Raw genomic sequence first — 26,552 nt, 5'->3', positions numbered from 1 at the left:
CGCATCCAATCGGCAAGAACGCCTCAGGCCCGGGCGATGGCGTCGCCCCCTCATGGCCTTTCCCCACAGTCCTGAACGCCGGGACCTTCTTTTGCAAGGAGGGTCACTATGACTGCACGTCCTGAATTCTATCGTTTCCACAATGGTGAAAAGGCGCCGCTGGCCTTTGCCACCGAAGAGTATGAGGCCCGGATCAAGGGGCTGCGCGCCATCATGGCCGAGACCGGCACCGCCGCCGTCGTCCTCACCTCGATGCACAACATCGCCTATTACTCTGGCTTTCTCTATTGCTCATTTGGCCGCCCCTATGGGCTCGTTATCACGGACACCGACTGCGTCACCATCTCGGCAGGCATCGACGCCGGTCAACCGTGGCGGCGCTCGTTTTGCGACAACATCACCTATACCGACTGGCAGCGCGATAATTACTGGCGCGCGATCCTGTCGGTCACAGGCGAGGGGCGCATCATAGGCTATGAGGGCGATCACCTGACGCTCCTGCAGCGCGACAAGCTAGAGCATTTCCTCAAGCCCAGCGCCCTCAAGGATCTCGCCCCCGCCACCATGCGCCAGCGCATGCGTAAATCGGCGGCGGAAATCACCCTCATACGCTCCTGCGCGCAGGTGGCGGACGTGGGCGGCTATGCCATCCGCGACGCGGTCAGGATCGGCACGCGCGAGATTGACGTCGCCATGGCAGGCCGCGATGCAATGGAGGCAGAGATTGCCAAACGCTTCCCTGACGCCGAATACCGCGACACTTGGGTCTGGTTCCAGTCCGGCCTCAACACCGACGGCGCGCATAACCCAGTGACCGCCCGCGCGATTGAACGCGGCGACATCCTGTCGCTCAACACCTTTCCGATGGTGTCAGGCTATTACGTGGCGCTGGAACGCACCATGTTCGCAGGCGACGTGGACGATGCCAGCCTGAAAATCTGGAAGGCCAACGTCGCCGCCCATGAATATGGCATGTCGCTTCTGAAACCCGGCGTCAGCTGCGCCGAGGTCACGCATCAGATCAACACCTTCCTCGAAGAGCGCCAATTGCTGCAATACCGCACCTTTGGCTATGGTCACAGCTTTGGCATTCTCAGCCATTACTATGGCCGCGAGGCAGGTCTGGAACTGCGCGAGGATATCGACACGGTGCTCGAACCGGGCATGGTCATCTCGATGGAACCGATGCTGACACTGGCCGCCGACCAGCCCGGTGCCGGGGGCTACCGCGAGCATGACATTCTGGTCATCACCGAGGACGGCAACGAGAATATCACCGGCTATCCCTATGGCCCCGATTTCAACGTGGTCGGCTGATCACATACCGGCGCGGCGGGGGTCACCCCGCCGTGTCTGCACGCGACGCGGCCAACCGCTGAAAGAATTTCAGCGCCTCTTTCCCGGCAGAAAACCGTTCCACCGCGCCACCGCGCACCTCGGCAATGCTCCAGACCCAGCTCTTCGCGGGATCGTCGAGCATGGACCACTCGGGAAACATCCGCGCGTCAATCTCATGGGTCAACAAGCGCACCGGATTGACGTGGCGGTCATCCTGAATGATGCGCTCATAGGTCGCCTCAACCTTGGATTTCGGCCCTTCCAGCAGTTGCAGATACATGTCGCCGCGCACAATCAGCGCCCCGGTGACATCGTCGCGCGCATTGCACCGCCGCGCATCGAGCAGAATCCCCGCCAGCATTGCATCGTCAAAGCCAAAGGGCTGCGAGGCATAGATCATCTGTGTCAGCGGCATGGCGTGGCTCCTTACTGCGTCACGATAGGCGACGCAGATCGCGCCGTCGATAGGACAATACCCTCAAGACTCAGCGCAAAGACCAATCGTCTGCGGCCCGGAACCGGGCCCGCACAACCATGGATCACTCACATCAAGGCTTGTGCCACCTGAATACGAAACCGCCAGACCCGGATCAACCCACCCACAGGTATACGCCATACGTTAGCATAGCGTTAAGCGCCGCTATAGATAGGAGAGAATCGTTCGCTCAAAGACGATGAGCCGCGCGACCGCTGGGCCGGGGACTAGCGAAGCAACGGCGGTAACTGCCACTTTATGCCAGCAAAACCCGTACGACCTCTAAGCGCTGCGCGGCGCTTCATAATCGCTAGGCCGCGGGACGGCCCAGCGATCGCGCGGCGGCGCGTTCCGCGCCTTTGTTCCGCGCGAGGATTCGGCACCGTTATGTTGAATGGAAACCAGCATTCAATCGCAAACATCACGCTATCGGTTGGCACCCACCGTACCGGTACTATCCAAGGTCTATACCAGTGTGCTGTGAGATCTTCTTCTTCAACAAGCCAACAGCAAGTGTTTTGAGAATCTCTAGCGTAGCGTTTCCCCCAGTTTCGGAAACTGCGTCCTTGGTTTTCTGCCAAAGTCCATCATCTCTGATTGCTTCGAGAAAATCATGGCCCGAGGCCGTCATCCGGTAGGTGCCACGCCCGACAGGCGTTACAAGCCGTTGGTCTTCGAGCAAGTTAAGGTGGTATTGCCACCGTCGATCTTCTTTCGAGGCGCCCATGACATTCTTGTCAAGGATCAGAAAATCCTCCTGCTCTTCAAACTCAATGAGCATTTCACGCAAAAAATCATCGTTACGCTTCACCTACTCAACCCACCATGCAGCGTCGGTTGATCGAGGCTGGCGAACCCGAAATGCCGCAGCCAGCGCAGGTCTGAATCAAAGAACGCCCGCAGATCGGGGATGCCGTATTTCAGCATGGCAATCCGGTCGATCCCCATGCCAAAGGCAAAACCCTGCCACTCATTGGGATCAATATTCCCGGCCTGCAAGACCTTGGGATGCACCATGCCGGATCCGAGAATCTCCAGCCAATCATTGCCCTCGCCAATCTTGAGCGTGCCGCCTTCCCAAGAACAGCGGATATCCACCTCGGCCGACGGCTCTGTGAACGGAAAATGCGAGGCGCGAAAGCGCAACTCGACATCATCCACCTCAAAGAACGCCTTGACGAACTCTTCCAGCACCCATTTGAGGTTGGCCATGCTGATGTCTTTGTCGATCGCCAGCCCCTCGACCTGATGGAACATCGGTGTATGGGTCTGGTCGTAATCCGCGCGATACACCCGCCCCGGCGCGATGATCCGAATGGGCGCGCCTTCGGCCTGCATGGTGCGGATCTGCACCGGGCTGGTATGGGTGCGCAGGACATGCGGCGGGCGCTCGTCGCCCTCTGCCCGATGCGTGTAAAACGTATCCATCTCGGCCCGCGCCGGATGGTGGCCGGGAATGTTCAGCGCGTCGAAGTTGAACCAATCGGATTCGATCTGCGGCCCCTCGGCCACGGCAAACCCCATATCGGCGAAAATCGCGGTCACTTCCTCGGTGACCTGACTGACCGGATGGATCGTGCCCATCCGCCGCCCCCGCGCAGGCAGCGTCACATCCAGCCACTCGCCCCGCAGCCGTTCGTCCAATGCGGCATCGCCCAGCGCCTGTTTCTTGGCGGCCAGCGCGCTTGTGATCTCGTCTTTCAGCGCATTCAGACGCGGCCCGGCCTCTTGCCGCTCGTCAGGGCTCATCCGGCCCAGTTCGCGCATCGCGAGGCTGATTTCGCCCTTCTTGCCCACGGCCTGCACGCGCAGGTCCTCTAGCGTGGCCTCGTCACCGGCATTGGCAACCGCCGTCAGATATTTTTCCCGCAGATCACTCATCGCATCCATCCCGCTGGTCTCTCCGGCGAGTTACCGCGCATCGGCGCGGCGTGCAAGCGATTGCACCGCTCAGCCCCGGTCGATCCGCGCCTGATAGCAATTGTTGCGGGCAGACCGGACGTGAATATAGGCCACCTCGCCGCGCTCGAACACCGTCTCTGCATACTCTGCGATCTCTGTTGCGGCCACGACGCGGCCAGTGCCGTAAACGATGCGGTCCTGCGCGTTATAGCCTTTGAGCAAATAGTCGGGGCTGTCGCGCAAGACCTCCGGCATTGCTCCGCCCTCATGCTGCGCGCAGGCATCGGCACAGAGGAAAATCGGCCCGGTTTCGGCATAGGGATGCAGCCCGGCAAAGGGGCGATAGGCGAGGATCAGCATCTCCGCCCCCTCGGGTATGAAGCGCAGACAATGGCGGCACGGATTGCCAGTGCCCTGCGCCACATGCTGCTCTGGCGGGATTCCATAGGCATCGGGCGCGCCGGCCTGCAAGGCGCGGACAGTCTCGGTGGCAAGGGGCGTTATAAGGATCATTGGCGGGTCTCCGGCTTGTGGTTTCCGAAACCCTGCCCGCAGCCGCCCTAAAACTCGACCCGATTCCTGCGCAAACCGACCTCAGCCCTTGGGGGTCTTGGCCTGGCCCTCGCGGACCATCACCTCCAACTGGGTCAACCGCGCCAAAACCTCGTCACGGTAGTTGTCGGTTTTTGCCACATCCTCGGCGTGATGCGCATCCTGCATCGAATTCACGATCAGACCGACCAAGAGGTTCACCACCGCAAAGGTCGTGACCATGATGAAGGGCACAAAGAACGCCCAGGCATAGGGAAATTCCTCCATCACCGGGCGCACGATCCCCATCGACCAGGATTCCAGCGTCATGATCTGAAAGAGCGAATAAGCAGAGCGCCCCATATCGCCAAACCAGTCCGGATAGGCCGCGCCAAAGAGCTTGGTCGCCATCACCGACCCGATATAAAACAGCATGCCCATCAGCAGGAATACCGATCCCATCCCCGGCAGAGCCGTCACCAGCCCTTCGACCACCCGGCGCAGTGACGGCGCGACCGAGACCACGCGCAACAGACGCAAGATCCGCAACGCCCGCAGCACCGACAGCCCCTGAGTGGCCGGAATCAGCGAAATCCCCACGATCACGAAATCAAAGAGATTCCAGCCGTTCCGGAAAAACCCCCCGAGCCCCCGCGCAAAGAGCTTGGCGGCGATCTCGACCACAAAGACCGCAAGACAGAGCTTGTCGAGCAAGAGGATCAACACGCCCACCTGCGCCATGATCAGACCCGAGGTTTCCAGACCCAAAATCACAGCGTTGAACAGGATCACGCCCAGAATGGCGTTCTGAAACAACGACGTGTCAAGAAATGCGCCGACGCGGCTGCGAAATGTCATGGGGCTGCCTATCAAATCCTGTGCGTGACCAATGCCCCTCATATGGGCGCATCGCATCTGCCCTGCAAGCGGGGTCGTCTCAGCTTTCGCTGCGCGCCAGCATCCGGCCCAGCGGACGACCGCCAAGGATATGCAGGTGGTAATGCGGCACCTCCTGCACGCCATGCTCGCCCGCATTGGTAATGGCACGGAAACCTTGCCCACCCTCGCCCAGATGCACGCCCGTCATGCGGCACACCTCGGCCACGGTACGGTTGAAATCGACGATCTCGGCATCGCTCGCCTCGGCGGCGAAATGATCATAGCTCGCATAGGAGCCTTTGGGGATCACCAGCACATGCACGGGCGCCTGTGGCTGAATATCGTGAAACGCCAGCGTATGCGCGGTCTCCAGCACAGTCTTGTTGGGGATTTCGCCCCGCAGGATACGGGCAAAGATATTCTGGGCATCATAGGCAAAGGGCATGGCGCGTCCTCAATCTGCAAACAGGTGGTCAGGTTCAGCGATTTCCTGCGCTTTTTCGCGCGGAATATCAAGGAACCGCGCCAGGAGATCGGCGCGATAGCCCCGGTCATCCGATTGCCTCAGGATCATGTGATTCTCGAACTCGGCATCGCGAATCCGGTCGCTCTCATAGGTCATGTCACCCCGGATCGTCGGCAACAGCCGCTCCAAGGTCTCGTGCGGGGTCTGCTCTCCGGCCAGCCCCACCCGCATGGCATGCCCTGTCAGATACTCATCGGTGAAATGGCATTGCACTTCCAAGAGCTTGGTCACAGCCCGGTCCCCACAGAAATCCTGCAAGAGATCAATGCTGCCGGGGTCCATGCAGACCAAGAGGCGGTCGGTTTCATAATAATCGAACAGCATCCGCATCAGCGCCCGCCTGTGCCGCGTCCGCTTGGCCAGCGTCGCCTGAAGCCCGCCCAGATCAGGCAGGGCGGTGCCCTCTTCGTTAAAGAGATACTCGATCGCGGGCACATTCGTCACTTGCCGGATACGCTCCAGCAATCGCTTGGCGACATGCCATTTCTTGCACACGACGATCATCAATTCGCGCTCGCGGCCCAGCGTGCTCTCGGTTTCCCAGAACCGCTGTGCAAACCGCCGCCCCTCGCGTCCGCGCGCGGTCAGGAATTGAAACAGGCCGCGCCCTTCGTTCGAAATCTGGAACTGCGTCACCTCATCGGAATAGAGCGTGCCCAATCGCCGCTTCAGCTCCAGCGCCTCGGGGCTGATCTTGCGGGCAAAGAGATAATCCTGACTGAGCAAGAGATCGTAATGGTCATTATAGAAGGTCACTGGCATCCCATAATCGGTGAACATGAGAAACGTCAGCGTGCGTGTCTCGATCTCGGCATCCGGCACCAGATGCCGCACCAGTGTCTGAAAGAATGTCTCGTCCGGAATCCAAGTGGTGCGGAAAAACCGCATCACGTCGCGCCGCTTGCGGGTGAATTCGAGGATCCATTCCACCGTGCGCCGCCGCAGACACCACCACTGGCTTCCGATCTGGATCTGGATGTCATGCGGTATCGGTCGGGTCAGGCCCAGTTTGCGCTGCACATTATAAGAGGCGTAGAATCGCTTTGGCTGCGTGCGCTCGTTAAAGAAGTGGCGATAGATCAGCCGCTCTTCCTTCATCCCGGTCTTGATCCAGTCACTGTCGAAGTAATCGAAGCTTTCGACATAATCGACATCGCGGTTGTCCAGAAACTGATGCGCGAACCGCGCCGATTTGATCGGCGCGCAATCGCCCGAGAGCATGTAGAAATGCGTGGCGCGTGGAAAGTCCTCTGCCGCCGCCTCCACTGCATAAAGTGTGGCTTGCACCAGCGACCACGCACCCCACCCGCATTTGATCCGCTTTTTCGCAAAGGTCACATTGGGATTATCCGCCAGCGCCGCCTTGATCCGGGCAAATGCCTCGGGCTTGGCGCGGGCGTCGAAATGGATCGCCATGTAATCGCCCGCCGCCGTCAGCATCTCTGCCTGACGGATAATCGCCTCAGGGTCTTTGTGACACAACAGGATGAACGCGATTTTTGCCATTGCGGAAACGGTTTAACCCTCGATTTACCGACTGGTTATAGCAATAGACGTGAACAGCGCCTGAATAAACAGACTTTCTTTGGTTTTTTGAACAGGTTAGACAGGATGAAGCCCGCATTAAGTGGGAAAGTGATGGCGGAGGCAGTTACCATGGGATTTCCCGGAACCTGGATGACCGAGAGCGAGAGCGTGGTCTACCGCGTGGTGCCGAAATGCGCCTGCTCGACCATCGGCCAGATTCTCTATTACTCCGATCACGGCGTGTTTTTCGAGGGTGACATCCACGACGCCACCACAGGTCTGCACAAATGGGCGCGTGAAGACAGTCAGAAACTGATCAACGCCAATGTGAAAACCCACACCTCCTACGCCTTTTCCTGCGTGCGCAATCCCTATACCCGCATTCTGTCCTCGTTCTTTGACAAGATCTGCGGCATCCAGCGCAACGGCAGCCGCTATCGCGGCAAACTGGTGCCCACCATCATCCAGAAGTACGGGATCGAGGTGGGGGGCGACGACGGCAAGCAGGACTTCGACCAGATCCAGAGCTTTCGGCGATTCCTGCTCTTTGCCCGCGACACCATCCGCTGGAAACGCCCGATGGAGCCGGATATTCACTGGTCCGCCATGTCGGGCCATATCTCGACCTTCATCGTCAACGGTGGCCGCTACGACAAGATTTTCTGGACCGAGAAATTCGATGACGGCATGGGCGAGGTGCTGGGCGCGATCCAGACCCGGCACAAGATCGACCTCAAGACGATTCCCCGCTTCAACGAATCCGAAGGCCACGGCCCCAAACGCGCCCACCCGGTCGAGGCCTATTTCGACGACCTGTCGATGCATCTGGTCTATGAAATCTACAAACGCGATTTCGACCTCTTCAAATACGATTTCGAGAATCCCGGCAACAAAATGCCCGTCGCAGAAATCGACTTGGAAGAGGTCCACGCCAAACTGGGCGACTGACCCGCACCCGCGATACCGCCCCACCACAAGGGGTTGCATTCCGGCAAAACTGGCGTATACGGCACGCCAGACATGCGCGTGATGCCCGCTCAGGCAAGAATCACCTCGTTCGGCGAGGGTCCCGGTTGGGTATGACGTGCGTTTACACATATCGAACCTTGAAAGGGTCCACGTCACATGGCCAATACGCCGCAGTCCAAAAAACGCGCCAAGCAGAACGAAAAGCGTTTCGCTGTCAACAAATCACGCCGCTCGCGTATCCGTACCTTCATCCGCAAGGTTGAAGAAGCGATTGCCTCCGGTGATCAAGACGCAGCCGTGACCGCATTGCGCAATGCTCAGCCCGAACTGATGCGCGGCGTCACCAAAGGTGTTGTGCACAAGAACACCGCATCGCGCAAAATTTCCCGCCTCTCGGCCCGCGTCAAGTCGCTCGGCTAAGGCTTTCGTCCAAGTCTTTGAAGATAAAGGCACTGCGGCCCGCGGTGCCTTTTTTCGTGACTGGCGTTCAAAACACACCAAGAGATTCTTTTCAGTCAAAGGCCCTGTCAAGCGCATTGAGTAGTTGCCGCCGCGCCTCCGAGGTTGCTAGTTTCAGACCTGCGATTCACGCTTGGGGGGACAGGCCGCATCGGTACTAGGCACAGGGGAAATCCCGGCCCAGGCACCGCGACTGAGCATCTGCTGCTCTGGTTTTGTCCATTGCGAAGGTATTTTGGGTCAGAGACCGCGTAGCTTTGGGACGGGCTGCGCAAGCGTACTCACTGATTCCGAAATGCACGCTTATCGATGAGAGGTCATACGACCGTTGCTCTTTGCAACGGTATATGTGGTCTGTTGTCACCCCGAACTTGTATCGCATGGGATCGAATCTGTGTTTTCCGATCTTGGTGAATCAGTATCGCAGCGTCGTGAAACGGGGACAGAATGACACAAGAACAATGGGGCCAGTTGAAGCAGAAACTTCAGCAATCCGTCGGACAGAGCAATTTCAAGAACTGGATCGAACCACTGGAATTTGCTCGGGTAGATGATGGTGTCGCGACCTTTCACGTCCCCACCAGTTTTCTCGGCAACTATGTCTCGCAGCATTTCGGTGATCTGATCCTCTATCAGATGACCACACTCGCGCCGCATGTCCGGCGTGTGCAATTCCGGGTCGCGGCCAATAGTGCGAACCGCCCCTCCAAACCCGTCGCTGCCGCTGCCGCGACACCGGAGTCACAGATCGACAGCATCGTGCCCTCCGCGCCGCTGGACGAGCGGTTCACCTTTGACAGCTTCGTTGTCGGCAAACCCAATGAGCTGGCCCATGCCGCCGCCCGCCGGGTGGCCGAATGCGGCCCGGTCACTTTCAATCCGCTGTTTCTCTATGGCGGCGTCGGTCTGGGCAAAACCCACCTCATGCACGCCATCGCATGGGAGTTGAAAACCACCCGCCCCGATCTCAACGTGGTCTATCTCTCGGCGGAACAGTTCATGTATCGCTTTGTGCAGGCCCTGCGCGACCGCAAGATGATGGATTTCAAATCCGTGTTCCGCTCGGTCGATGTGTTGATGGTGGACGATGTGCAATTCATCGCCGGCAAAGACAGCACCCAAGAGGAATTCTTTCACACCTTCAACGCCCTCGTGGATCAGAACAAACAGATCGTGATCTCCGCCGACCGCGCCCCCGGCGAGATTGCCAATCTTGAGGAACGCATCAAATCGCGCCTGCAATGCGGCCTCGTGGTCGATCTGCACCCGACCGACTACGAATTGCGCCTGGGCATCCTGCAATCCAAGGTCGACCGCTTTCGCGCGCAATATCCGGACCTCACCCTGCATGACGGCGTGCTCGAATTCCTCGCCCACCGGATCACCACCAATGTCCGCGTGCTCGAAGGTGCCATGACCCGGCTCTTTGCCTTCGCCTCACTGGTGCGCAAACCGATCACGCTGGAACTGACGCAGGATTGTCTGGCGGATGTGCTCCGCGCCTCCGAACGCAAGGTCTCGATCGAGGAAATTCAGCGCAAGGTCTCGGATCACTACAACATCCGCCTCAGCGACATGATCGGCCCCAAGCGCACCCGCTGCTATGCGCGGCCCCGGCAAGTGGCGATGTATCTGTGCAAACAGATGACCTCGCGCTCCCTGCCCGAAATCGGCCGTCGCTTTGGCGGACGCGACCACACAACCATCATGCACGGCGTCCGCCGCATCGAGGAACTCAGCCTTCAAGACGGGCAAATCGCAGAAGACCTGGAGCTTCTGCGCCGCACACTCGAGGGCTGAGGGGCGCTGGCCCTTGACGCTGTCGGTTTTCCAGCCGAAAACACCAAGAAAACACTTGAGGTGCGGGGTAGAGTTGCTACCTTGCCCCTCCCGGCGTTAAACCGGCACCTGACAGGAGCGAGGGAATGAAACTCAGCATCGAACGCGGCGCATTGCTCAAGGCCGTGTCCCAGGCCCAATCTGTGGTCGAACGGCGCAACACCATTCCAATCCTCGCCAATGTCCTGATCGAGGCCGAGGGCAACAGCGTGCAGTTCCGCGCCACCGATCTTGACATCGAAGTGGTGGACAAGGCCCCGGCCCAGGTCGAGCGCGCCGGTGCCACCACCGTATCGGCGGTCATGCTGCATGAAATCGTGCGCAAACTGCCGGATGGATCGCTCGTCACGCTTAGCGACGATGGCACCTCGGGCCGCCTCACCGTGCAGGCTGGTCGCTCCAATTTCAATCTGGCCACCTTGCCGAAAGAAGACTTTCCGGTGATGGCCTCCTCGGAATATGCCAGCAACTTTTCGGCCCCCGCGCCGGTGCTGCGCCGCCTCTTCGACAAATCGAAATTCGCCATTTCCACCGAGGAAACCCGCTATTACCTCAACGGCGTCTACCTGCATGTCTCTGACGCCGATGGCGGCAAGGTTCTGCGCTGTGTGGCCACCGATGGCCACCGCCTCGCCCGGATTGACGCCGACCTGCCCGATGGCGCGTCGGACATGCCCGGTGTGATCGTCCCGCGCAAGACCGTGGGCGAATTGCGCAAGCTCTTGGAAGACGACGACATGAAGATCGCGGTCTCGGTCTCGGAAACCAAGATCCGCTTTGCCACCCCCGACATCACCCTCACCTCCAAGGTGATCGACGGCACGTTCCCCGACTACACCCGCGTCATTCCGCAGGGCAACACCCGCCGGATGGAGGTGGACGCCGCCGAATTCGCTCAGGCCGTCGACCGCGTGGCAACCGTCAGCTCCGAGCGCTCGCGCGCCGTGAAACTCTCGCTCGACGAAGACCGTCTTATCCTGTCGGTCAACGCCCCCGACAGCGGCGCCGCCGAAGAAGAATTGGCCGTGGCTTATGGCGATGAGCGGCTGGAAATCGGCTTTAACGCCAAATACCTCTTGGAAATCGCAAGCCAGGTCGACCGCGAGAACGCCGTCTTCCTCTTCAATTCCTCGGGCGATCCCACCTTGATGCGCGAAGGCAATGACACGACGGCGGTCTATGTCGTCATGCCGATGCGGGTGTGACGCCTGTCGGAGCCTCCGGCGGGGATATTTTTGGCAAGAAGAAAGGGCAGTGAATGCCCGGACTCTCCCTGTCGGAATTGACCCTCTCGCATTTCCGCTCGCACAAAGCCGCGCGGCTTTCGCTTGATGCGCGGCCCGTGGCAATTCACGGGCCGAATGGCGCAGGCAAGACCAATCTGATCGAGGCCGTCTCGCTTTTGTCGCCCGGTCGTGGCCTGAGGCGCGCGGCGGCGCAGGACATGGCGCGGCGACCCGAGGCGCTGGGATGGAAGATCACCACGATCCTGCACTCTTTGCATCAGGTCCACGAGGTCGAGACCTTTGCCGAAGGCAGCGCCGCCCGTCAGCTCCGGATCGACGGCAAGACCGCGACGCAGATTGCCCTCGGGCGCATCGCGCGCGTGCTCTGGCTTGTCCCGGCCATGGACCGTCTCTGGATCGAAGGCGCGGAGGGCCGCCGCCGCTTTCTCGACCGCATGACCATGAGCTTTGTTCCCAGCCATGCCGAGGCCACGCTCGCCTATGAAAAGGCCATGCGCGAACGCAACCGCCTGCTCAAGGATCAGGTCCGCGACGCACAGTGGTATCTCGCCCTTGAACGGCAGTTGGCTGACGCGGGTGCCGAAATCCACGCCAACCGCCAACACGCCCTCGCGCTGATCGCAGGCGCGCAGATGCAGGCTGAAACCGCCTTTCCCACCGCCGAGTTGGAGCTGACCCAGACAGAGGGCGAGATGCCCGAGACCGCCGAAGACCTGCGTCAGGCGCTGGCCGAAAGCCGCTTTCGCGATCTTGTGGCCGGGCGCACGCTGATCGGTCCGCACCGCGCCGATCTCTACGGCGTCTATGCCGCCAAGGGCGTACCCGCCGCCGACTGCTCCACCGGCGAGCAAAAGGCGCTTCTGGTCTCGCTCATCCTTGCCAATGCCCGCGCCCTTGCGCGCGATTTCGGCGCGCCACCGCTCTTGTTGCTGGATGAGGTCGCAGCCCATCTTGACGCCACCCGCCGTGCTGCGCTCTATGACGAAATCTGCGCCCTCGGCGCTCAGGCTTGGATGACCGGCACCGGACCAGAGCTCTTCTCCGAATTGGGCGACCGCGCACAACATATCCACGTCACCGACACCGCTGGCATCAGCCAGATCACACCAGAGGCCCCATGACCCCGCAACGCGTCACTCTCATCACCCTTGGCGTCGAGGATCTCGACCGGTCGCGTGCCTTCTATGAAACACTTGGCTGGACCCCGGCAGAGGCGCTTCCAGAGGTGGTATTCTACCAGATGAACGGTCTGGTCCTGGCTCTCTTCGGCAAGGCGCATCTCGCCGCTGACCAAGGCCGCCCCGATGCCGCCCTCGGCACTGGCGCAATCACGCTGGCACAGAACTTTGCAACCGAGCCAGAGGTGGATGCCGCCTTTGCCGCCGCCCTCGCCGCCGGAGCCACCGCGCTCAAACATCCTGAAAAGGTATTCTGGGGTGGCTACTCCGGCTATTACGGCGATCCGGACGATCATGTCTGGGAAGTGGCGATGAACCCCTTCTGGCCACTGTCCGAGGATGGCAGCCTGACCTTGCCAAAGACCCCATGACCATCGCCCCTTTCGATCTGATGCTCTATGCCGCGGCCATGGCGGGTCTCTGGGCCGTGCCCGGCCCGGTCTGGGTGGCCCTCACGGCACGCGCCCTCTCGGGCGGCATGCGTGCGGCATGGCCGCTGGCGGTGGGCGTGGCCTTGGGCGATCTGATCTGGCCACTCTGCGCCATCCTCGGCCTTGCTTGGGTGCTGTCGCTCTATGGCGACGCCCTCTCGATGCTGCGCTGGGTCGCGGCGGGCGTGTTCATCGTGATGGGCCTGCTCTTGATCCGCGCGCCGGCCCGCACGCCCGGCACCGACAGCCGCATGACGCGCCCCGGAATCTGGGCGGGCTTTTCCGTGGGCGTCGCGGCGGTGGTCGGCAATCCCAAGGCGATCCTCTTTTACATGGGCTTTCTGCCGGGCTTCTTCGACCTTTCCTCAGTGACAGTCCCGGACATCGCCGCGATCCTCGTGGTGTCTGCCATCGTGCCGATGCTGGGCAATCTCGGCCTTGCCCTCTTTCTCGACCGCGCCCGGCGTCTTTTGCAGAGCCCCAAGGCCATCGCGCGGATGAATTTCGGCTCCGGTCTGCTGCTGATTCTGGTGGGCCTCATCATCCCCTTTACCTGACGGCCCAGAACCGCAAAATATGGGGGAATGACGTGACATTCCCCCCCATAGCTCGTATAAAATGACAAAACTTCCGAAGGAAAAACCGCATGTCCGAAGCAGCCGCTGCACCCGAAGAGTATGGCGCCGATTCTATTAAGGTTCTCAAAGGGTTAGAGGCAGTCCGCAAGCGTCCCGGCATGTATATCGGTGACACCGATGATGGCTCGGGCCTGCACCATATGGTCTATGAGGTCGTGGACAACGGCATTGACGAGGCGTTGGCCGGTCATGCCGATGCCGTCAACGTCACAATCCACGCGGATTCCAGCGTATCGGTGAGCGACAATGGCCGCGGCATCCCCGTCGATATGCACGAGGGCGAAGGCGTTTCCGCCGCAGAGGTCATCATGACCCAACTGCACGCAGGCGGCAAATTCGACAGCAATTCCTACAAGGTCTCGGGCGGCCTTCACGGCGTCGGCGTCTCGGTGGTCAACGCCCTGTCTGAGTGGCTGGAACTGCGCATCTGGCGCAATGGCAAGGAACACTATGCCCGCTTTGAGGGCGGCTTTACCGTCGAGTCTCTGCGCGTCGTCGGCGATGCCAACGGCCGCAAGGGCACCGAAGTCCGCTTTCTCGCCTCGCTCGAGACGTTCTCGAATCTCGACTACATCTTCGAGACCTTGGAAAAGCGCCTGCGCGAACTGGCGTTTCTCAATTCCGGCGTGCGTATCATCCTGCGCGATGAGCGCCCGACAGAGCCGCTGATGTCAGAGCTGTTCTATGAGGGCGGCGTCAAGGAATTCGTCAAATACCTCGACCGCCACAAATCCCCCGCCATGCCCGAACCGATCTTTATCACCGGCGAGCGGGACGACATCGGCGTCGAAGTGGCGATGTGGTGGAACGACAGCTATCACGAAACCGTCCTGCCCTTTACCAACAACATCCCACAGCGCGATGGCGGCACCCATATGGCGGGCTTTCGCGGCGCGCTGACCCGCACCATCAACAACTACGCCCAGACCACCGGCATCGCCAAAAAGGAAAAGGTGACGTTCACCGGCGATGACGCCCGCGAGGGGCTGACATGCGTGCTCTCGGTCAAGGTGCCCGATCCCAAATTCTCCTCTCAGACCAAGGACAAGCTCGTCAGCTCCGAGGTGCGCCCGGCGGTTGAGGGTCTCGTCAACGAGAAACTCGCCGAATGGTTCGAGGAAAATCCGCAGATCGCCCGCATCATCGTGAGCAAGATCATCGAGGCCGCCCACGCCCGCGAGGCGGCGCGCAAGGCACGCGATCTGACCCGTCGCAAGAATCCGATGGATGTCAATTTCCTCGCAGGCAAGCTCAAGGATTGCTCATCCAAAGACCCCTCCAAGACCGAACTCTTCCTCGTCGAGGGGGACAGCGCCGGCGGCTCGGCTCAAACCGGTCGCGACCGGGGCACGCAGGCGGTTCTGCCCCTGCGCGGCAAGATCCTCAATGTCGAACGTGCCCGCTTTGACCGCATGCTCGGGTCTCAGGAAATCGGCAATCTCGTGATGGCGCTTGGCACCGGCATTGGCCGGGATGAATTCGACATCAAGAAACTGCGCTACCATAAGATCGTGATCATGACCGACGCCGATGTTGACGGCGCGCATATCCGTACCCTGTTGCTCACCTTCTTCTACCGGCAGATGCCGGAACTGATCGAGGGCGGATACCTCTATATTGCGCAACCGCCGCTCTACAAGGTGATGCGCGGCAAGTCTGAGGTCTATCTCAAGGATCAGGCCGGGCTCGAGGATTACCTGATCGCCCAAGGCACCACCGATGCCGGCCTCCGCCTCGGCACGGGCGAGGAAATCGCCGGTCCCGACCTCGTGCGCGTGGTCGAAGAGGCACGGCAAGCCAAGCGTATCCTGGAGGCGTTCCCGACCCACTATCCCCGCCACATTCTCGAACAGGCGGCGATTGCCGAGGCGTTTCTGGCGGGCCGTGTCGATTCCGACCTGCAAGGCGTGGCTGATACCGTCGCGCAGCGCCTCGACATGATTTCGAATGAATACGAGCGCGGCTGGCAAGGCCGCCCGACGCAGGACAACGGCATCCGCCTCACCCGCACCGTGCGCGGGGTCGAGGAAATGCGCACCCTCGACGGCCCGGTGCTGCGCGGCGGCGAGGCCCGCAAACTCTCGCAGATGACCACCCCGCTGCGCGAGATTTACCGCGAGCGCGCCACCCTGATCCGCAAGGACCGCGTGCAGCCGATCTTTGGCCCGCTCGACCTGCTCGATGCGATCCTGAAAGAGGGCGAAAAAGGTCTCAGCCTGCAACGCTACAAGGGTCTGGGCGAAATGAACCCCGGTCAGCTCTGGGAAACCACCCTCGACCCCGAGGCGCGCACCCTCTTGCAAGTGAAAATCGACGACGTGGCCGAGGCCGACGACCTCTTCACCAAGCTGATGGGTGACGTGGTCGAACCCCGCCGCGAGTTCATCCAGGAAAACGCCCTCAACGTCGCCAATCTCGATTTCTGATCGGGATAGGGGGGCAATCTGGCCTCAAAACACTGTCTCATCCCCGCTCAGGCGGAGATGCGACTCTGAAAAGAAATCAGAGCTTCACCTTGTGTACAGACTGCGCGTACGAAACGTACAGCCTGTACACATCCCGCTCAGTTGGCGGAATGCGCCCAGTCCCAGTATAATTCCCGCACGCGTTCCGTTACCGGGCCGAGACTATATTTAGTATCCTCAAAGGCCGAGATCGGCGTCACTTTCATCAGGTTTCCGGACAGAAACACCTCATCCGCCACGTGGAAATCGTCAAATGTCATCACGGTCTCATGCACCGGCATGCCCGCCCGACGCATATTCTCGATATGCCGCGCCCGCGTGATCCCCGCCAGAAACGTGCCATTGGGGATCGGCGTGAACACCTCGCCATCCTTGACAGCAAAGACATTGGCGGTCGCGGTTTCGGCCACGTTGCCCAGCGCATCCGCCACCAGAGCATTGCCAAACCCCTTGTTTCGCGCCTCTTTCAGCATCCGTGCGTTATTGGGATAGAGGCAGCCCGCCTTGGCATTGACCACCGCATCCTCCAGCACCGGGCGTCGAAACCGGGTCCGGCACAGCGTCGTGCTGAATCCCTGCGGTGGCATCGGGATTTCCTCAAGGCTGATGGCAAACCCCGTGGCGCCTTCCTTGGGTACAATTCCCAGATCGCCGCCCTCCAGCGCCCAATACATTGGCCGGATATAGATCGCGGCCTCCTTGGGATAGGCCTTCAACCCCTCCCAGATGATCTCTACCATATCTTGTGGGTCAACCGTCGGCGTGATCATCAATGCATTGGCCGAGGCATTCACCCGACTACAATGTTTAGCGATATCCGGGGCAATTCCATCAACATATCGTGCCCCGTCAAACACCGTAGTGCCCAACCATGCCCCATGATCCGCCGCCCGGATCACCGCCGGGTCGCCATCATGCCATAAGCCATTGAAATATGTGCGAATATTTATGCCCGTCGCCATCTGCGCGCCCTCTCCTGATGCGATGAGACTAGCCTAGGCTCTGCGCGCCGGATCGTCTAGCCCTCTGCCGGGGCATGCGACAAAAGTTCATTCAAATCAATGGGATCATTGCCCATCGCCAGATTACCCGCGGCATCCCGCGGCCATTCGGATTCGGGGCGGTCGCAGTATAGCTCCACACCATTCCCATCCGGATCACTCACATAAATCGCCTCACTCACCCCATGATCTGCCGCCCCCTCGATCGAAATCCCAGCCTTGATCACCCGCCGCAGCGCATCCGCCAACTGCGCCCGGTCCGGATAGAGAAACGCGGTGTGATAGAGGCCGGTATGACCCTTGGGCGCAGGCCTCCCGCCGAGGCTCTCCCAAGTGTTCAAGCCAAGGTGATGGTGATAGCCGCCAGCCGACAGAAACGCCGCTCGAGTGCCAAATTTCTGTTGTAATTCAAAGCCTAGGACACCGGAGTAGAATCCGATGGCGCGGTCAAGATCGGCCACTTTCAGATGCACATGGCCGATGCGGGCTTGCGGATGAACGGGGGTCATTTGCGGCTCCAATCTCAGGTTTCCCCTAGAATGGCCTCAACGCCCCCCGCACTCAATTCCCCGATTCCGCCCATATTCTGTGCAGAAATGCGCGGCTCAGACCGCCGCTTTCAGGCTCTCGTCCAGATAAATTTCCCGCAACCGCGCCGCAACCCGGCCCGGCACACCGCCCCCAAGGGCGACCCCGTCAATCTCGACCACCGGCATGACAAACGCGCTCGCCGAAGTCACGAACGCTTCATCGGCATCCTTGGCCTCATCAATCGTAAAGGCGCGCTCCTCAACCTCCATCTGCGCCTCACGGGCAAAGCGCAGCACGGCGGCACGGGTGATCCCGTGCAGGATGTCATTCGACAACTGCCGCGTGATGATCCGGTTGCCTTTGACGATATAGGCATTGTTGCTGGTGCCCTCGGTCACATGGCCGTCTTCGACCATCCAGGCGTCATCGCAGCCGGCCTTCTTGGCCATCATCTTGCCCATCGACGGATACAAGAGCTGCACCGTCTTGATATCCCGCCGACCCCAGCGAATATCCTCTATGCTGATGATCTTGATGCCTTTTTTGGCAACCGGATTAGCCGCCAAACCGGGTTTGGACTGGGTGAACAACACCAATGTCGGCTCTGTGGTTTCTGCATCAGGAAAGACGAAATCACGGTCGCCATCGCTGCCGCGCGTGACCTGAAGATACACCAGACCATCGACGATATCATTCGCCCGCACCAATTCGCGGTGGATTTCCAGCAGATCTCCAAACGCCGCCGGTTTCTTGATGTCGAGCTCGCTCAGCGACCGTTCCAGCCGCGCCAGATGCCCGCCGAAATCAATCAGCTTGCCCCCCAGCACGCTTGTCACCTCGTAAACGCCATCGGCCATCAGGAACCCCCGGTCGAAAATCGAAACGGTGGCCTCGGTTTCCGGCAGATACTCGCCGTTTACATAGACAGTGCGCATGGTCTCATCCCCATAACTCGGGCCGCGGCGGATGTACGCCTGCGGCATCGAAAATCAAAGCGTCCTCGCGGTCTTCGGCCAGAAGCAGCGGCCCGTCAAGGTCTGTCACCATCGCGCCCTGTGCCACAAGCACCGCAGGCGCCATCGCAAGCGAGCTGCCGACCATGCAGCCGACCATGATCCCATAGCCCTCGGTCAATGCGGCCTCCCGCAGGGCCAGCGCCTCGGTCAGACCGCCAGTTTTGTCCAGCTTGATATTGACCACGTCATATTTGCCCTTCAATCCCGGCAAACTGCCCCGATCATGGCAGGATTCATCGGCACAGACCGGCACCGGGCGCGCCATGCCGATCAGCGCCGCGTCATCCCCGGCGGGCAGCGGTTGTTCGACCAAGGCCACGCCAAGCCGCACCAGATGCGGTGCCAAATCGGCATAGACCTCGGCGCTCCACCCCTCGTTGGCATCCACAATGATCTTTGCCTCCGGCGCGCCCCGCCGCACCGCCTCGAGCCGTGGCATGTCATCCGGCGTGCCCAGCTTGATCTTGAGCATCGGGCGATGCGCATGTATCTCGGCCTGTGCTTGCATCGCCTCTGGCGTATCAAGCGACAGCGTATAGGCCGTGATCTCTGGCCCCGGCACAGGCAACCCCGCCAGATCCCAAACACGACGCCCCGCGCGCTTCGCCTCCAGATCCCAGAGCGCGCAATCCACCGCATTCCGCGCCGCACCAGCCGGTAGCAAGTCATAGAGCGCGGCCCGCGTTAATTCCGCTGGCAGTCCTTCGATCTGCGCGGTTACGCTCTCGAGCGTTTCATCATAGCGCGCATAGGGCACGCATTCACCCCAGCCGGTCACACCGCCTTGGGTGATCCGCACGGTCAAGACCTTGGCCTCGGTCCGTGATCCCCGGCTGATGGTAAACACCTGCGCCAGCCGGAACACATCCCGCGTTACATCAATCTGCACAGGCGCCCCCTTTCATCTTGCCTAAAATACTCAAATCGCCGCCAGAGCAGCCACCAGCTTTTCGGCTCCAAAACGGTAGGGATCGGTCGCAGGCAATCCCATCTCCGTCTCGACCTTTGCCAGATAGGCACGCGCCGCATCCTCGGTCATATGCTGCGTATTGACGGACACCCCGACAACCTGACAGGCCGGATTGGCGATCCGTGCAATCGGCAGAACCATATCGCGCAACGCCTCCAGCGTCGGCGGGGTATACTCGGGCAATCCGCGCATATGCACCCGTGTCGGCTCGTGGCTCAGGATCAGCGCGTCGGGTTGCCCACCATGGATCAACGCCATCGTGACCCCGGAAAAGGACACATGGAACAAGCTGCCTTGCCCCTCGATCAAATCCCAATGATCCGGGTCGTTATCCGGCGTCAGCCATTCCACCGACCCGGCCATGAAATCCGCGATCACCGCATCGAGCGGCACGCCATCGCCGGTGATCAGAATCCCCGTCTGCCCGGTCGCCCGGAACGTGGCCTTCATCCCCTTGGCGTGCATCTCGCGCTCCATCGCCATGGCGGTATACATCTTACCCACAGAGCAATCCGTGCCCACCGCCAGACAGCGTTTGCCGGTCCGCTTCTTGCCATCCGCGATGGGATATTTGACCGACGGCACCCGCACATCATGCAGCTTGCGGCCCGTTGCCTCGGCGACCGCGCGCAAATCCGCCTCCTCGCGCAAGAGGTTGTGCAAGCCTGACGCCAGATCGAACCCCTCTTCCAACGCCGCAACCAGCACCTTCTTCCACTCCTGGCTGATCACCCCGCCCCGGTTGGCCACACCAATCACCACAGTCTTGACCCCTGCCGCCTTGGCCTCGGCCAGCGTCATCTCAGGCAGGCCCAGATCGGCGCCGCAACCGGGCAAACGTAACTGACCCACGGCATTCTCGGGCCGCCAGTCACGGATGCCAATAGCGACCTTCGCCGCCAGCATGTCGGGCGCATCGCCCAGAAACAATAGATAGGGGGTCTCGATCATGGCGCGTCCTCACTCAATGGCGTTTGACTGGAAAGTTCCTATGAAATGCCCGCGATTTGCTGTTTGATTTCATGTCTAACTCACAATTTACACATCATTCTTCGAATATTTATAATATTCATCGAATTTTCTTCACTCCGCACATTCACTGCCCAAGCAAGACGCAGGGGAAATCTGCCTTGCAGAGCCCCGCGCAATTTCATAACCACAAACGCGACAATCCCGCAATTTCCTTATTGAACGGAGCCGCCAGATCATGAGCTTTCGCCTGCAACCGACCCCGCCCGCACGTCCCAACCGCTGCCAGCTCTTCGGCCCCGGCTCCAACACCAAACTCTTCGAGAAAATGGCGGCCAGCGCCGCTGATGTGATCAATATCGACCTCGAAGATTCCGTCGCGCTCACCGACAAGGGCATCGCCCGCCAGAACACCATTCAGGCGATCAATACCGTCGATTGGGGCAAGAAATACCTCTCTGTCCGCATCAACAGCCTCGATTCCCCCTTCTGGTATCGCGATGTCGTGGACCTCTTGGAACAGGCAGGCGACCGGCTTGATCAGATCATGATCCCCAAGGTCGGCTGCGGCGCGGACATCTATGCCGTTGATGCGCTCGTCACCGCCATCGAGGCCGCCAAGGGCCGCGCCAAGCGGATCTCCTTCGAGGTCATCATCGAATCCGCCGCTGGTATCGCCCATGTCGAGGACATCGCCTCCGCCTCGCCCCGACTTCAGGCGATGAGCCTTGGCGCCGCCGATTTTGCCGCCTCCATGGGAATGCAGACCACCGGCATCGGCGGCACGCAAGAGGATTACTATATGCTGCGCGAGGGTCAGCGCTATTGGTCAGACCCGTGGCATTGGGCACAGACCGCCATCGTCGCCGCCTGTCGCACCCATGGTCTCTTGCCGGTGGACGGCCCGTTTGGCGATTTCTCGGATGACGAGGGTTTTCGCGCGCAGGCGCGCCGGTCGGCCACCCTTGGCATGGTTGGTAAATGGGCCATCCACCCCAAGCAGATTGCCATCGCCAATGAGATTTTCACGCCCTCCGACGCCGCTGTGCAAGAAGCCCGCGAAATTCTGGCTGCGATGGAAGAGGCCAAGTCGCGCGGCGAAGGCGCTACCACCTACAAGGGCCGCTTGGTCGACATCGCCTCGATCAAACAGGCCGAGGTGATCGTCAAACAGTCCGAGATGATCGCGGGGCAGTAATCCGAACGGGGGCGACACAGGCAGTCGCCCCCTCACTCCGCCGCAACGGTGATCACCGGCTCCATCCGGTCGAACATCTCTTGCGACAGGTGGCACTTCACCTGATGCCCCGGCACCAACTCGCGCACCGGCGGCACCTCGCGCTCACACAGCCCCCCCGGCACCTGCGCTTTCCAACGGCACCGCGTCTGGAACGGGCAGCCGGGTGGCGGGTTCATCGCCGAGGGCACATCGCCTTCCAGCACGATATGTTTCTTGGTGATCCGCGTATCGGCAATCGGCACCGCCGATAGCAGCGCCTCGGTATAGGGATGATAAGGCGGGGCAAAGACCTGTTCGGTCGTGCCCAGTTCCACCACATGCCCCAGATACATCACCATCACCCGGTCGCTGAGATAGCGCACGATGCTCAGATCATGGCTGATAAACAACAATGTCGTCTTCTGCTTGCGCTGAATCTCCATCAAGAGATCCGTCACCGCCGCCTGCACGCTCACATCCAGCGCCGAAACCGGCTCGTCAGCCACCACAATCCGCGCGCCCCCGGCAAAGGCGCGGGCAATGCCCACCCGCTGTTTCTGCCCGCCCGACAATTGCCGTGGCATCCGCTCGGCAAATTCACGCGGCAGCTTGACCAGATCCAGCAGGCGCAGCATCTCGTCCCGCCGCGCCTGATCCGTGTCGCCAATGCCAAACACCTCCAGCGCGCGGATGATCTGACGACCCACCGTCATCGACGGGTTGAGCGTGTCGAACGGGTTCTGAAACACCATCTGCACATCGGCCACCGTCTGCGTATCGCGCTTCTCGATCGGCACCTGCTCGATATTGCGGTTATCGAGCAGGATTTGCCCCTCGGTCGCGGTCTCCAACCCCATCAGCACCTTGGCAAAGGTGGATTTACCACAGCCCGACTCGCCCACAATCGCCAGAGTCTCGCTCTCGCGCGCCTCGAAACTCAGCGTTTCATTGGCCTTGACCACCTTTTTGCCGCTGCTCCCCCCAAAGAGCGCATTCGCGGCCACCTCATAGTATTTCTTGAGGTTCTCCATCTTGAGCACGACCTTGCCCGGCACGGTCGCCTCGTGCTGTGCCATGGCCTCCATAGGCGCATGCCAATCAATCTCGTCAATCCGCAAACAGCGGGTAAAGTGGCGATCATCGCCCTTGATCCCAACCATGGGAATGTCAAACTTGTCGCAGAGCCCCGCCCTGAAATAATCGCAACGTGGCCCGAAGTTACAGCCGTCCGGGCGCTCATGCGGCAATGGAAAATTTCCCGGAATGGCCTTCAAGGGCCGCGTGTTCTTATCCGCTCCGGGCAGGGGGATCGACCGAAACAGCGCCTGCGTATAGGGATGCTGCATCTTGTCGAACACGTCCCGAATACTGCCGGTCTCGACCGCCTCACCGGAATACATCACGCAAATCCGGTCGCAGGTCTCCAGCACAAGGCCAAGGTTGTGGCTGATGAACAGCATCGACGTGCCGTATTTCTTGCCCAGATCCTTGACCAGCTCCACCACCGCCGCTTCGACCGTCACATCAAGCGCGGTCGTCGGCTCATCCAGAATGAGCAGCGACGGCTTAGACATCAGCGCCATCGCAATCACGATCCGCTGCTGCTGCCCACCGCTCAACTGATGCGGATAGCTGCGCATGATCCGCTCGGGATCGGGCAGCTTCACATCGCGCACCACCTCCAGCGCCCGCGCTAGGGCTTCGGCCTCGGAAATCCCCTCGTGGATCATCGGCACTTCGATCAGCTGTTTGCCGATCCGCATGGCCGGGTTCAGGCTCGCCATCGGCTCCTGATAGATCATCGCGATCTCGTTGCCGCGAATGTCGCGCAGTTCGGCAGCACTCATATCGCCCAGATCGCGGCCCTTGAACCGCACCGTTCCGCCGACGATACGACCATTGACGCCGAGATCGCGCATCACGCCCAACGCCACCGTGGATTTGCCACAGCCGGATTCGCCCACAAGGCCCACCGCCTCGCCGGGTTGCACCGTGACAGAGAAATCCATCACCGCCGGAATCTCCCGCAGCCGGGTGAAAAAGGAAATCGACAGGTTCTCGATCTCGAGGATCGGCCCGTCATAGTCCAGCTTGGCCATGTCCATCTCCCTTGTCACCGGGGCGCTGCCGCCCTCTTTCATCGTTCTTCAAATACTCATCTTCGACTCGTCAATCGCGCAGGCTTTCTTCGCGCAGCCCATCCGCCAACAGGTTGAGCCCCAGAACCAAAGACAACAGCGCAAAGGCCGGCGGCAGAGCGGGATGTAGATACATCGTCAGCAATTTGCGCCCGTCATTGATGGTGCTGCCCCAATCCGGGCTCTCGGGGCTGAGGCCCAGACCAAAGAACCCCAATGTGCCCAAAAGGATCGTCGTATAGCCAATCCGCAGGCAGAAATCGACCAAGAGCGGCCCGCGCGCATTGGGCAGGATTTCCCAGAGCATGATATACCACGGCCGCTCACCCCGCGTCTGTGCCGCGGCCACATAGTCGCGCGTCTTGATGTCCATGGTCAGACCGCGCACGATCCGGAACACCGTGGGCGAATTGACGAACACAACCGCCACGAACACCACCAGCAGATTCGGCGGAAAACTGACCAGTCCCAGCGGGTCGGCATCCCAGGCAATCCCGAGATAAAGCCAGAGACCGATCACCAGCGTGATCCCCACATAGACATTCCGCCGCGACGGCTGCGTGTGATAGCGCGAGTTCCAGAGCAGCACCAGAAACACGATGGGAAAGAGAAACAGCACCGCCGCCATATAGACAGGAATTCCCGTCAGAACGATCTCGGGCGTGACCAGCAGATAAAACAGCAGGATCACCGGAAAGGCGAGGATCAGATTGGCGAGAAACGAAAGGAACGTATCCAGTTTGCCGCCGTAATAGCCCGCAGGCAGCCCCAGCGTGATCCCGACCATAAAGGCAAAGAGGCTGGCAAAGGGGGCAATCTTGATCACCTCCCATGCGCCGACCACCATCCGGCTGAACACATCCCGCCCGAGGTTATCCCCGCCCAGCAGGTAATAGGGATAGGCATTCGGGTCCGGCGTGCCCATCAGCTGAGTAAAGGCCGTGCCCGGCCCCTTGTTCTTCATCGGAGCGGATTGCGCCAGAACGTCATGCGTCACGATCATGTCGAAGCCACCGCCGAAAACCCCGGTGAACACCCAGAACATCACCATCGCATAGCCCACCATCCCAATCGGGCTGTCAAACAGCTTGCCATAAAGGCCCAGATGCCGCTTGAACGAGAATGACAGGACAAAGGTCACGATCAATGCGATCCAGACTGGCGTGAACTGCTCCAGCATGCGCAGGATGATGTCGCTCCAGCTCAGTGCGTCCATGGCCCCGATACCTCCTTTAGCGAACGCTGATGCGCGGATTGAGATAGACGTACCCGATATCCGAGATCAGTTGCGTCACCAGAACGACCACCACAGAGATCACTGAAACCCCCAGCAGCAATTCAATGTCATTGTTCCCGGCCGCCTGCACCAGCGTCCAGCCAAAGCCCTTGTAGTTGAACAGCGTCTCGACGATGACAACGCCGTTCAAAAGCCAGGGAAACTGCAGCATGATGACGGTAAATGGCGCAATCAATGCATTCCGCAGCGCATGTTTCATCACCACATTGGGAAAACTCACGCCCTTGAGGCGGGCCGTGCGGATATATTGTGCGGTCATCACCTCGGCCATGCTCGCCCGCGTCATCCGCGCGATATACCCCATGCCATAGAGCGCGATGGTCAGCACCGGCAAAAAGAAATTCTCGAAATTCGCCCCATCCATCGCCGCAGTTGCGGTGCCCTTGAACCATTTAAGGCCCACGGCCGTGCTGGCAAACACCGCGATAAAGAGCACGCCCGACACATATTCCGGCGTCGCGGTCGTGGTGATGGCAATCGTCGACAGCGTCCGGTCGGTGCGCGACCCCTCGCGCATCCCCGCCAAAATCCCGAGGATGAGCGCAGACGGCACCATCAGCACCATCACCCAGAACATGAGCTTTCCGGTCAGCGCCAGCTTGTCGTTCAGGATCTTGCCGACATCCTCCCGAAACACGGTGGAATAGCCCCAATCCCCCTGAAGGATACCACAGAATCGCGGGGCATCTTCGGGGGCGGTCCCGGCTTCGATACACTGCCCGCGTGTCACCCCGTCGCGATCCTCGATCACGAACCCCGGCACCACACCCAACCATTGCCCGTATTTCACGGCCATGGGCTGCAAATACCCATTGCGGCCCAGATAGCTCGCCACCTCCTCATCGCTCATGCGGAAATCGCCCTGCGTCTTGGCGAGCTTTTCCAGATTGGGATAGAGGTTGGTCAGAAAGAAAACGATAAACGTCAGGCAGAGCGCCGTCAGGATCATGACCCCGACGCGACGCAGGATGAACATGGCCATAGTCGCCCCCTGTTGGCGTTTTCAA

25 protein-coding genes are annotated in these 26,552 nt (G+C 60.4%); 10 read left to right on the top strand and 15 right to left on the bottom strand.

Annotated features, from left to right (window positions below; translation table 11 throughout):
• The first annotated feature begins 108 nt into the window (after window positions 1-108).
• Window positions 109-1,317: an aminopeptidase P family protein gene (locus ROS217_RS06585; RefSeq protein WP_009816912.1), complete on the top strand. Its 1,209-nt coding sequence runs from the start codon at window positions 109-111 to the stop codon at window positions 1,315-1,317.
• 22 nt (window positions 1,318-1,339) lie between these two features.
• On the opposite strand, the gene ROS217_RS06580 is transcribed toward ROS217_RS06585, so the two are convergent.
• The 7 genes from ROS217_RS06580 to ROS217_RS06550 all read right to left on the bottom strand — a co-directional run bounded on the left by ROS217_RS06580 (window position 1,340) and on the right by ROS217_RS06550 (window position 7,157).
• Window positions 1,340-1,753, bottom strand: coding sequence for a BLUF domain-containing protein (locus ROS217_RS06580; RefSeq protein WP_009816911.1), 414 nt, complete (start codon window positions 1,751-1,753; stop codon window positions 1,340-1,342).
• Between the two features lie 514 nt (window positions 1,754-2,267).
• Complete coding sequence (locus ROS217_RS06575) at window positions 2,268-2,624, bottom strand: DUF2513 domain-containing protein (protein WP_040650425.1); 357 nt, start codon at window positions 2,622-2,624, stop codon at window positions 2,268-2,270.
• Window positions 2,621-3,694 carry a phenylalanine--tRNA ligase subunit alpha gene (gene pheS, locus ROS217_RS06570; RefSeq protein WP_040651192.1) on the bottom strand — a complete coding sequence of 358 codons (1,074 nt, stop codon included), beginning with the start codon at window positions 3,692-3,694 and terminating at the stop codon, window positions 2,621-2,623. The genes ROS217_RS06575 and pheS overlap by 4 nt, the downstream gene beginning before the upstream one ends.
• 69 nt (window positions 3,695-3,763) lie before the next feature.
• Window positions 3,764-4,228 (bottom strand): DUF1203 domain-containing protein, encoded by a 465-nt coding sequence (locus ROS217_RS06565; protein ID WP_009816908.1) that lies wholly within the window; start codon window positions 4,226-4,228, stop codon window positions 3,764-3,766.
• A gap of 81 nt (window positions 4,229-4,309) precedes the next feature.
• Window positions 4,310-5,104, bottom strand: a complete 795-nt coding sequence (locus tag ROS217_RS06560) for an ion transporter (protein WP_009816907.1) — start codon at window positions 5,102-5,104, stop codon at window positions 4,310-4,312.
• Window positions 5,105-5,183: 79 nt separating this feature from the next.
• The gene (locus tag ROS217_RS06555; RefSeq protein ID WP_009816906.1) at window positions 5,184-5,570 is read right to left on the bottom strand and encodes an HIT domain-containing protein; all 387 of its coding nucleotides are present in this window, start codon (window positions 5,568-5,570) and stop codon (window positions 5,184-5,186) included.
• Between the two features lie 9 nt (window positions 5,571-5,579).
• Complete coding sequence (locus tag ROS217_RS06550) at window positions 5,580-7,157, bottom strand: DUF5928 domain-containing protein (RefSeq protein ID WP_009816905.1); 1,578 nt, start codon at window positions 7,155-7,157, stop codon at window positions 5,580-5,582.
• Between the two features lie 150 nt (window positions 7,158-7,307).
• Here ROS217_RS06550 and ROS217_RS06545 point away from each other — a divergent pair, with 150 nt between their 5' ends.
• The 8 genes from ROS217_RS06545 to gyrB all read left to right on the top strand — a co-directional run bounded on the left by ROS217_RS06545 (window position 7,308) and on the right by gyrB (window position 16,365).
• Window positions 7,308-8,126 (top strand): sulfotransferase family protein, encoded by an 819-nt coding sequence (locus ROS217_RS06545; RefSeq protein ID WP_040651191.1) that lies wholly within the window; start codon window positions 7,308-7,310, stop codon window positions 8,124-8,126.
• A gap of 177 nt (window positions 8,127-8,303) precedes the next feature.
• Complete coding sequence (rpsT, locus tag ROS217_RS06540; RefSeq protein ID WP_009816903.1) at window positions 8,304-8,567, top strand: 30S ribosomal protein S20; 264 nt, start codon at window positions 8,304-8,306, stop codon at window positions 8,565-8,567.
• A 486-nt stretch (window positions 8,568-9,053) separates the two neighbouring features.
• On the top strand, window positions 9,054-10,406 hold the full coding sequence (dnaA, locus tag ROS217_RS06535; protein WP_009816902.1) for a chromosomal replication initiator protein DnaA: 1,353 nt from the start codon (window positions 9,054-9,056) through the stop codon (window positions 10,404-10,406).
• Between the two features lie 125 nt (window positions 10,407-10,531).
• A complete protein-coding gene (gene dnaN / locus ROS217_RS06530) occupies window positions 10,532-11,650 on the top strand; it encodes a DNA polymerase III subunit beta (protein ID WP_009816901.1) in 1,119 nt (372 codons plus the stop codon).
• A gap of 53 nt (window positions 11,651-11,703) precedes the next feature.
• On the top strand, window positions 11,704-12,813 hold the full coding sequence (recF, locus tag ROS217_RS06525; protein WP_009816900.1) for a DNA replication/repair protein RecF: 1,110 nt from the start codon (window positions 11,704-11,706) through the stop codon (window positions 12,811-12,813).
• Window positions 12,810-13,241, top strand: coding sequence for a VOC family protein (locus tag ROS217_RS06520; protein WP_009816899.1), 432 nt, complete (start codon window positions 12,810-12,812; stop codon window positions 13,239-13,241). Before recF ends, ROS217_RS06520 begins: the two co-directional genes overlap by 4 nt.
• Window positions 13,238-13,858, top strand: a complete 621-nt coding sequence (locus ROS217_RS06515; protein ID WP_009816898.1) for a LysE family translocator — start codon at window positions 13,238-13,240, stop codon at window positions 13,856-13,858. Before ROS217_RS06520 ends, ROS217_RS06515 begins: the two co-directional genes overlap by 4 nt.
• 89 nt (window positions 13,859-13,947) lie before the next feature.
• Window positions 13,948-16,365 carry a DNA topoisomerase (ATP-hydrolyzing) subunit B gene (gene gyrB / locus ROS217_RS06510; RefSeq protein ID WP_040650424.1) on the top strand — a complete coding sequence of 806 codons (2,418 nt, stop codon included), beginning with the start codon at window positions 13,948-13,950 and terminating at the stop codon, window positions 16,363-16,365.
• Window positions 16,366-16,502: 137 nt separating this feature from the next.
• On the opposite strand, the gene ROS217_RS06505 is transcribed toward gyrB, so the two are convergent.
• The 5 genes from ROS217_RS06505 to dgcN form a co-directional block, all read right to left on the bottom strand.
• Window positions 16,503-17,366: a branched-chain amino acid aminotransferase gene (locus tag ROS217_RS06505; RefSeq protein ID WP_009816896.1), complete on the bottom strand. Its 864-nt coding sequence runs from the start codon at window positions 17,364-17,366 to the stop codon at window positions 16,503-16,505.
• 56 nt (window positions 17,367-17,422) lie between these two features.
• Window positions 17,423-17,914 carry a VOC family protein gene (locus tag ROS217_RS06500; protein WP_009816895.1) on the bottom strand — a complete coding sequence of 164 codons (492 nt, stop codon included), beginning with the start codon at window positions 17,912-17,914 and terminating at the stop codon, window positions 17,423-17,425.
• 96 nt (window positions 17,915-18,010) lie between these two features.
• Window positions 18,011-18,871 (bottom strand): D-amino-acid transaminase, encoded by an 861-nt coding sequence (locus ROS217_RS06495; protein WP_040651189.1) that lies wholly within the window; start codon window positions 18,869-18,871, stop codon window positions 18,011-18,013.
• 4 nt (window positions 18,872-18,875) lie between these two features.
• Window positions 18,876-19,841: an N-acetyl-D-Glu racemase DgcA gene (gene dgcA / locus ROS217_RS06490; protein ID WP_009816893.1), complete on the bottom strand. Its 966-nt coding sequence runs from the start codon at window positions 19,839-19,841 to the stop codon at window positions 18,876-18,878.
• Between the two features lie 30 nt (window positions 19,842-19,871).
• Window positions 19,872-20,873, bottom strand: a complete 1,002-nt coding sequence (gene dgcN, locus ROS217_RS06485) for an N-acetyltransferase DgcN (protein ID WP_009816892.1) — start codon at window positions 20,871-20,873, stop codon at window positions 19,872-19,874.
• A gap of 256 nt (window positions 20,874-21,129) precedes the next feature.
• Here dgcN and ROS217_RS06480 point away from each other — a divergent pair, with 256 nt between their 5' ends.
• Entirely contained in the window at window positions 21,130-22,089 is a 960-nt protein-coding gene (locus ROS217_RS06480; RefSeq protein WP_009816891.1) for an L-malyl-CoA/beta-methylmalyl-CoA lyase, read from the top strand.
• 32 nt (window positions 22,090-22,121) lie between these two features.
• On the opposite strand, the gene ROS217_RS06475 is transcribed toward ROS217_RS06480, so the two are convergent.
• From ROS217_RS06475 to ROS217_RS06465, 3 genes are all read right to left on the bottom strand, one after another.
• Window positions 22,122-24,209 (bottom strand): dipeptide ABC transporter ATP-binding protein, encoded by a 2,088-nt coding sequence (locus ROS217_RS06475; protein ID WP_040651188.1) that lies wholly within the window; start codon window positions 24,207-24,209, stop codon window positions 22,122-22,124.
• 70 nt (window positions 24,210-24,279) lie between these two features.
• On the bottom strand, window positions 24,280-25,464 hold the full coding sequence (locus ROS217_RS06470; protein ID WP_009816889.1) for an ABC transporter permease: 1,185 nt from the start codon (window positions 25,462-25,464) through the stop codon (window positions 24,280-24,282).
• 16 nt (window positions 25,465-25,480) lie between these two features.
• Window positions 25,481-26,527, bottom strand: coding sequence for an ABC transporter permease (locus ROS217_RS06465; RefSeq protein ID WP_009816888.1), 1,047 nt, complete (start codon window positions 26,525-26,527; stop codon window positions 25,481-25,483).
• Window positions 26,528-26,552: the final 25 nt, after the last annotated feature.

This window comes from Roseovarius sp. 217 (genome assembly GCF_000152845.1).
Classification (GTDB): Bacteria; Pseudomonadota; Alphaproteobacteria; order Rhodobacterales; family Rhodobacteraceae; genus Roseovarius.
The sequence above is the reverse complement of the archived record's forward strand: the minus strand, read 5'-3'. Positions and strand labels throughout refer to the sequence as shown.

Bases quoted from the DNA above. Each gene is read 5' to 3' on its own strand.
- ROS217_RS06585 (WP_009816912.1), top strand. From the start codon at position 109: ATGACTGCACGTCCTGAATTCTATCGTTTCCACAATGGTGAAAAGGCG.
- ROS217_RS06580 (WP_009816911.1), bottom strand. From the start codon at position 1,753: ATGCCGCTGACACAGATGATCTATGCCTCGCAGCCCTTTGGCTTTGAC.
- pheS (WP_040651192.1), bottom strand. From the start codon at position 3,694: ATGAGTGATCTGCGGGAAAAATATCTGACGGCGGTTGCCAATGCCGGT.
- ROS217_RS06565 (WP_009816908.1), bottom strand. From the start codon at position 4,228: ATGATCCTTATAACGCCCCTTGCCACCGAGACTGTCCGCGCCTTGCAG.
- ROS217_RS06560 (WP_009816907.1), bottom strand. From the start codon at position 5,104: ATGACATTTCGCAGCCGCGTCGGCGCATTTCTTGACACGTCGTTGTTT.
- ROS217_RS06555 (WP_009816906.1), bottom strand. From the start codon at position 5,570: ATGCCCTTTGCCTATGATGCCCAGAATATCTTTGCCCGTATCCTGCGG.
- ROS217_RS06550 (WP_009816905.1), bottom strand. From the start codon at position 7,157: ATGGCAAAAATCGCGTTCATCCTGTTGTGTCACAAAGACCCTGAGGCG.
- ROS217_RS06545 (WP_040651191.1), top strand. From the start codon at position 7,308: ATGGGATTTCCCGGAACCTGGATGACCGAGAGCGAGAGCGTGGTCTAC.
- rpsT (WP_009816903.1), top strand. From the start codon at position 8,304: ATGGCCAATACGCCGCAGTCCAAAAAACGCGCCAAGCAGAACGAAAAG.
- dnaA (WP_009816902.1), top strand. From the start codon at position 9,054: ATGACACAAGAACAATGGGGCCAGTTGAAGCAGAAACTTCAGCAATCC.
- dnaN (WP_009816901.1), top strand. From the start codon at position 10,532: ATGAAACTCAGCATCGAACGCGGCGCATTGCTCAAGGCCGTGTCCCAG.
- recF (WP_009816900.1), top strand. From the start codon at position 11,704: ATGCCCGGACTCTCCCTGTCGGAATTGACCCTCTCGCATTTCCGCTCG.
- ROS217_RS06520 (WP_009816899.1), top strand. From the start codon at position 12,810: ATGACCCCGCAACGCGTCACTCTCATCACCCTTGGCGTCGAGGATCTC.
- ROS217_RS06515 (WP_009816898.1), top strand. From the start codon at position 13,238: ATGACCATCGCCCCTTTCGATCTGATGCTCTATGCCGCGGCCATGGCG.
- gyrB (WP_040650424.1), top strand. From the start codon at position 13,948: ATGTCCGAAGCAGCCGCTGCACCCGAAGAGTATGGCGCCGATTCTATT.
- ROS217_RS06505 (WP_009816896.1), bottom strand. From the start codon at position 17,366: ATGGCGACGGGCATAAATATTCGCACATATTTCAATGGCTTATGGCAT.
- ROS217_RS06500 (WP_009816895.1), bottom strand. From the start codon at position 17,914: ATGACCCCCGTTCATCCGCAAGCCCGCATCGGCCATGTGCATCTGAAA.
- ROS217_RS06495 (WP_040651189.1), bottom strand. From the start codon at position 18,871: ATGCGCACTGTCTATGTAAACGGCGAGTATCTGCCGGAAACCGAGGCC.
- dgcN (WP_009816892.1), bottom strand. From the start codon at position 20,873: ATGATCGAGACCCCCTATCTATTGTTTCTGGGCGATGCGCCCGACATG.
- ROS217_RS06480 (WP_009816891.1), top strand. From the start codon at position 21,130: ATGAGCTTTCGCCTGCAACCGACCCCGCCCGCACGTCCCAACCGCTGC.
- ROS217_RS06475 (WP_040651188.1), bottom strand. From the start codon at position 24,209: ATGGCCAAGCTGGACTATGACGGGCCGATCCTCGAGATCGAGAACCTG.
- ROS217_RS06470 (WP_009816889.1), bottom strand. From the start codon at position 25,464: ATGGACGCACTGAGCTGGAGCGACATCATCCTGCGCATGCTGGAGCAG.
- ROS217_RS06465 (WP_009816888.1), bottom strand. From the start codon at position 26,527: ATGGCCATGTTCATCCTGCGTCGCGTCGGGGTCATGATCCTGACGGCG.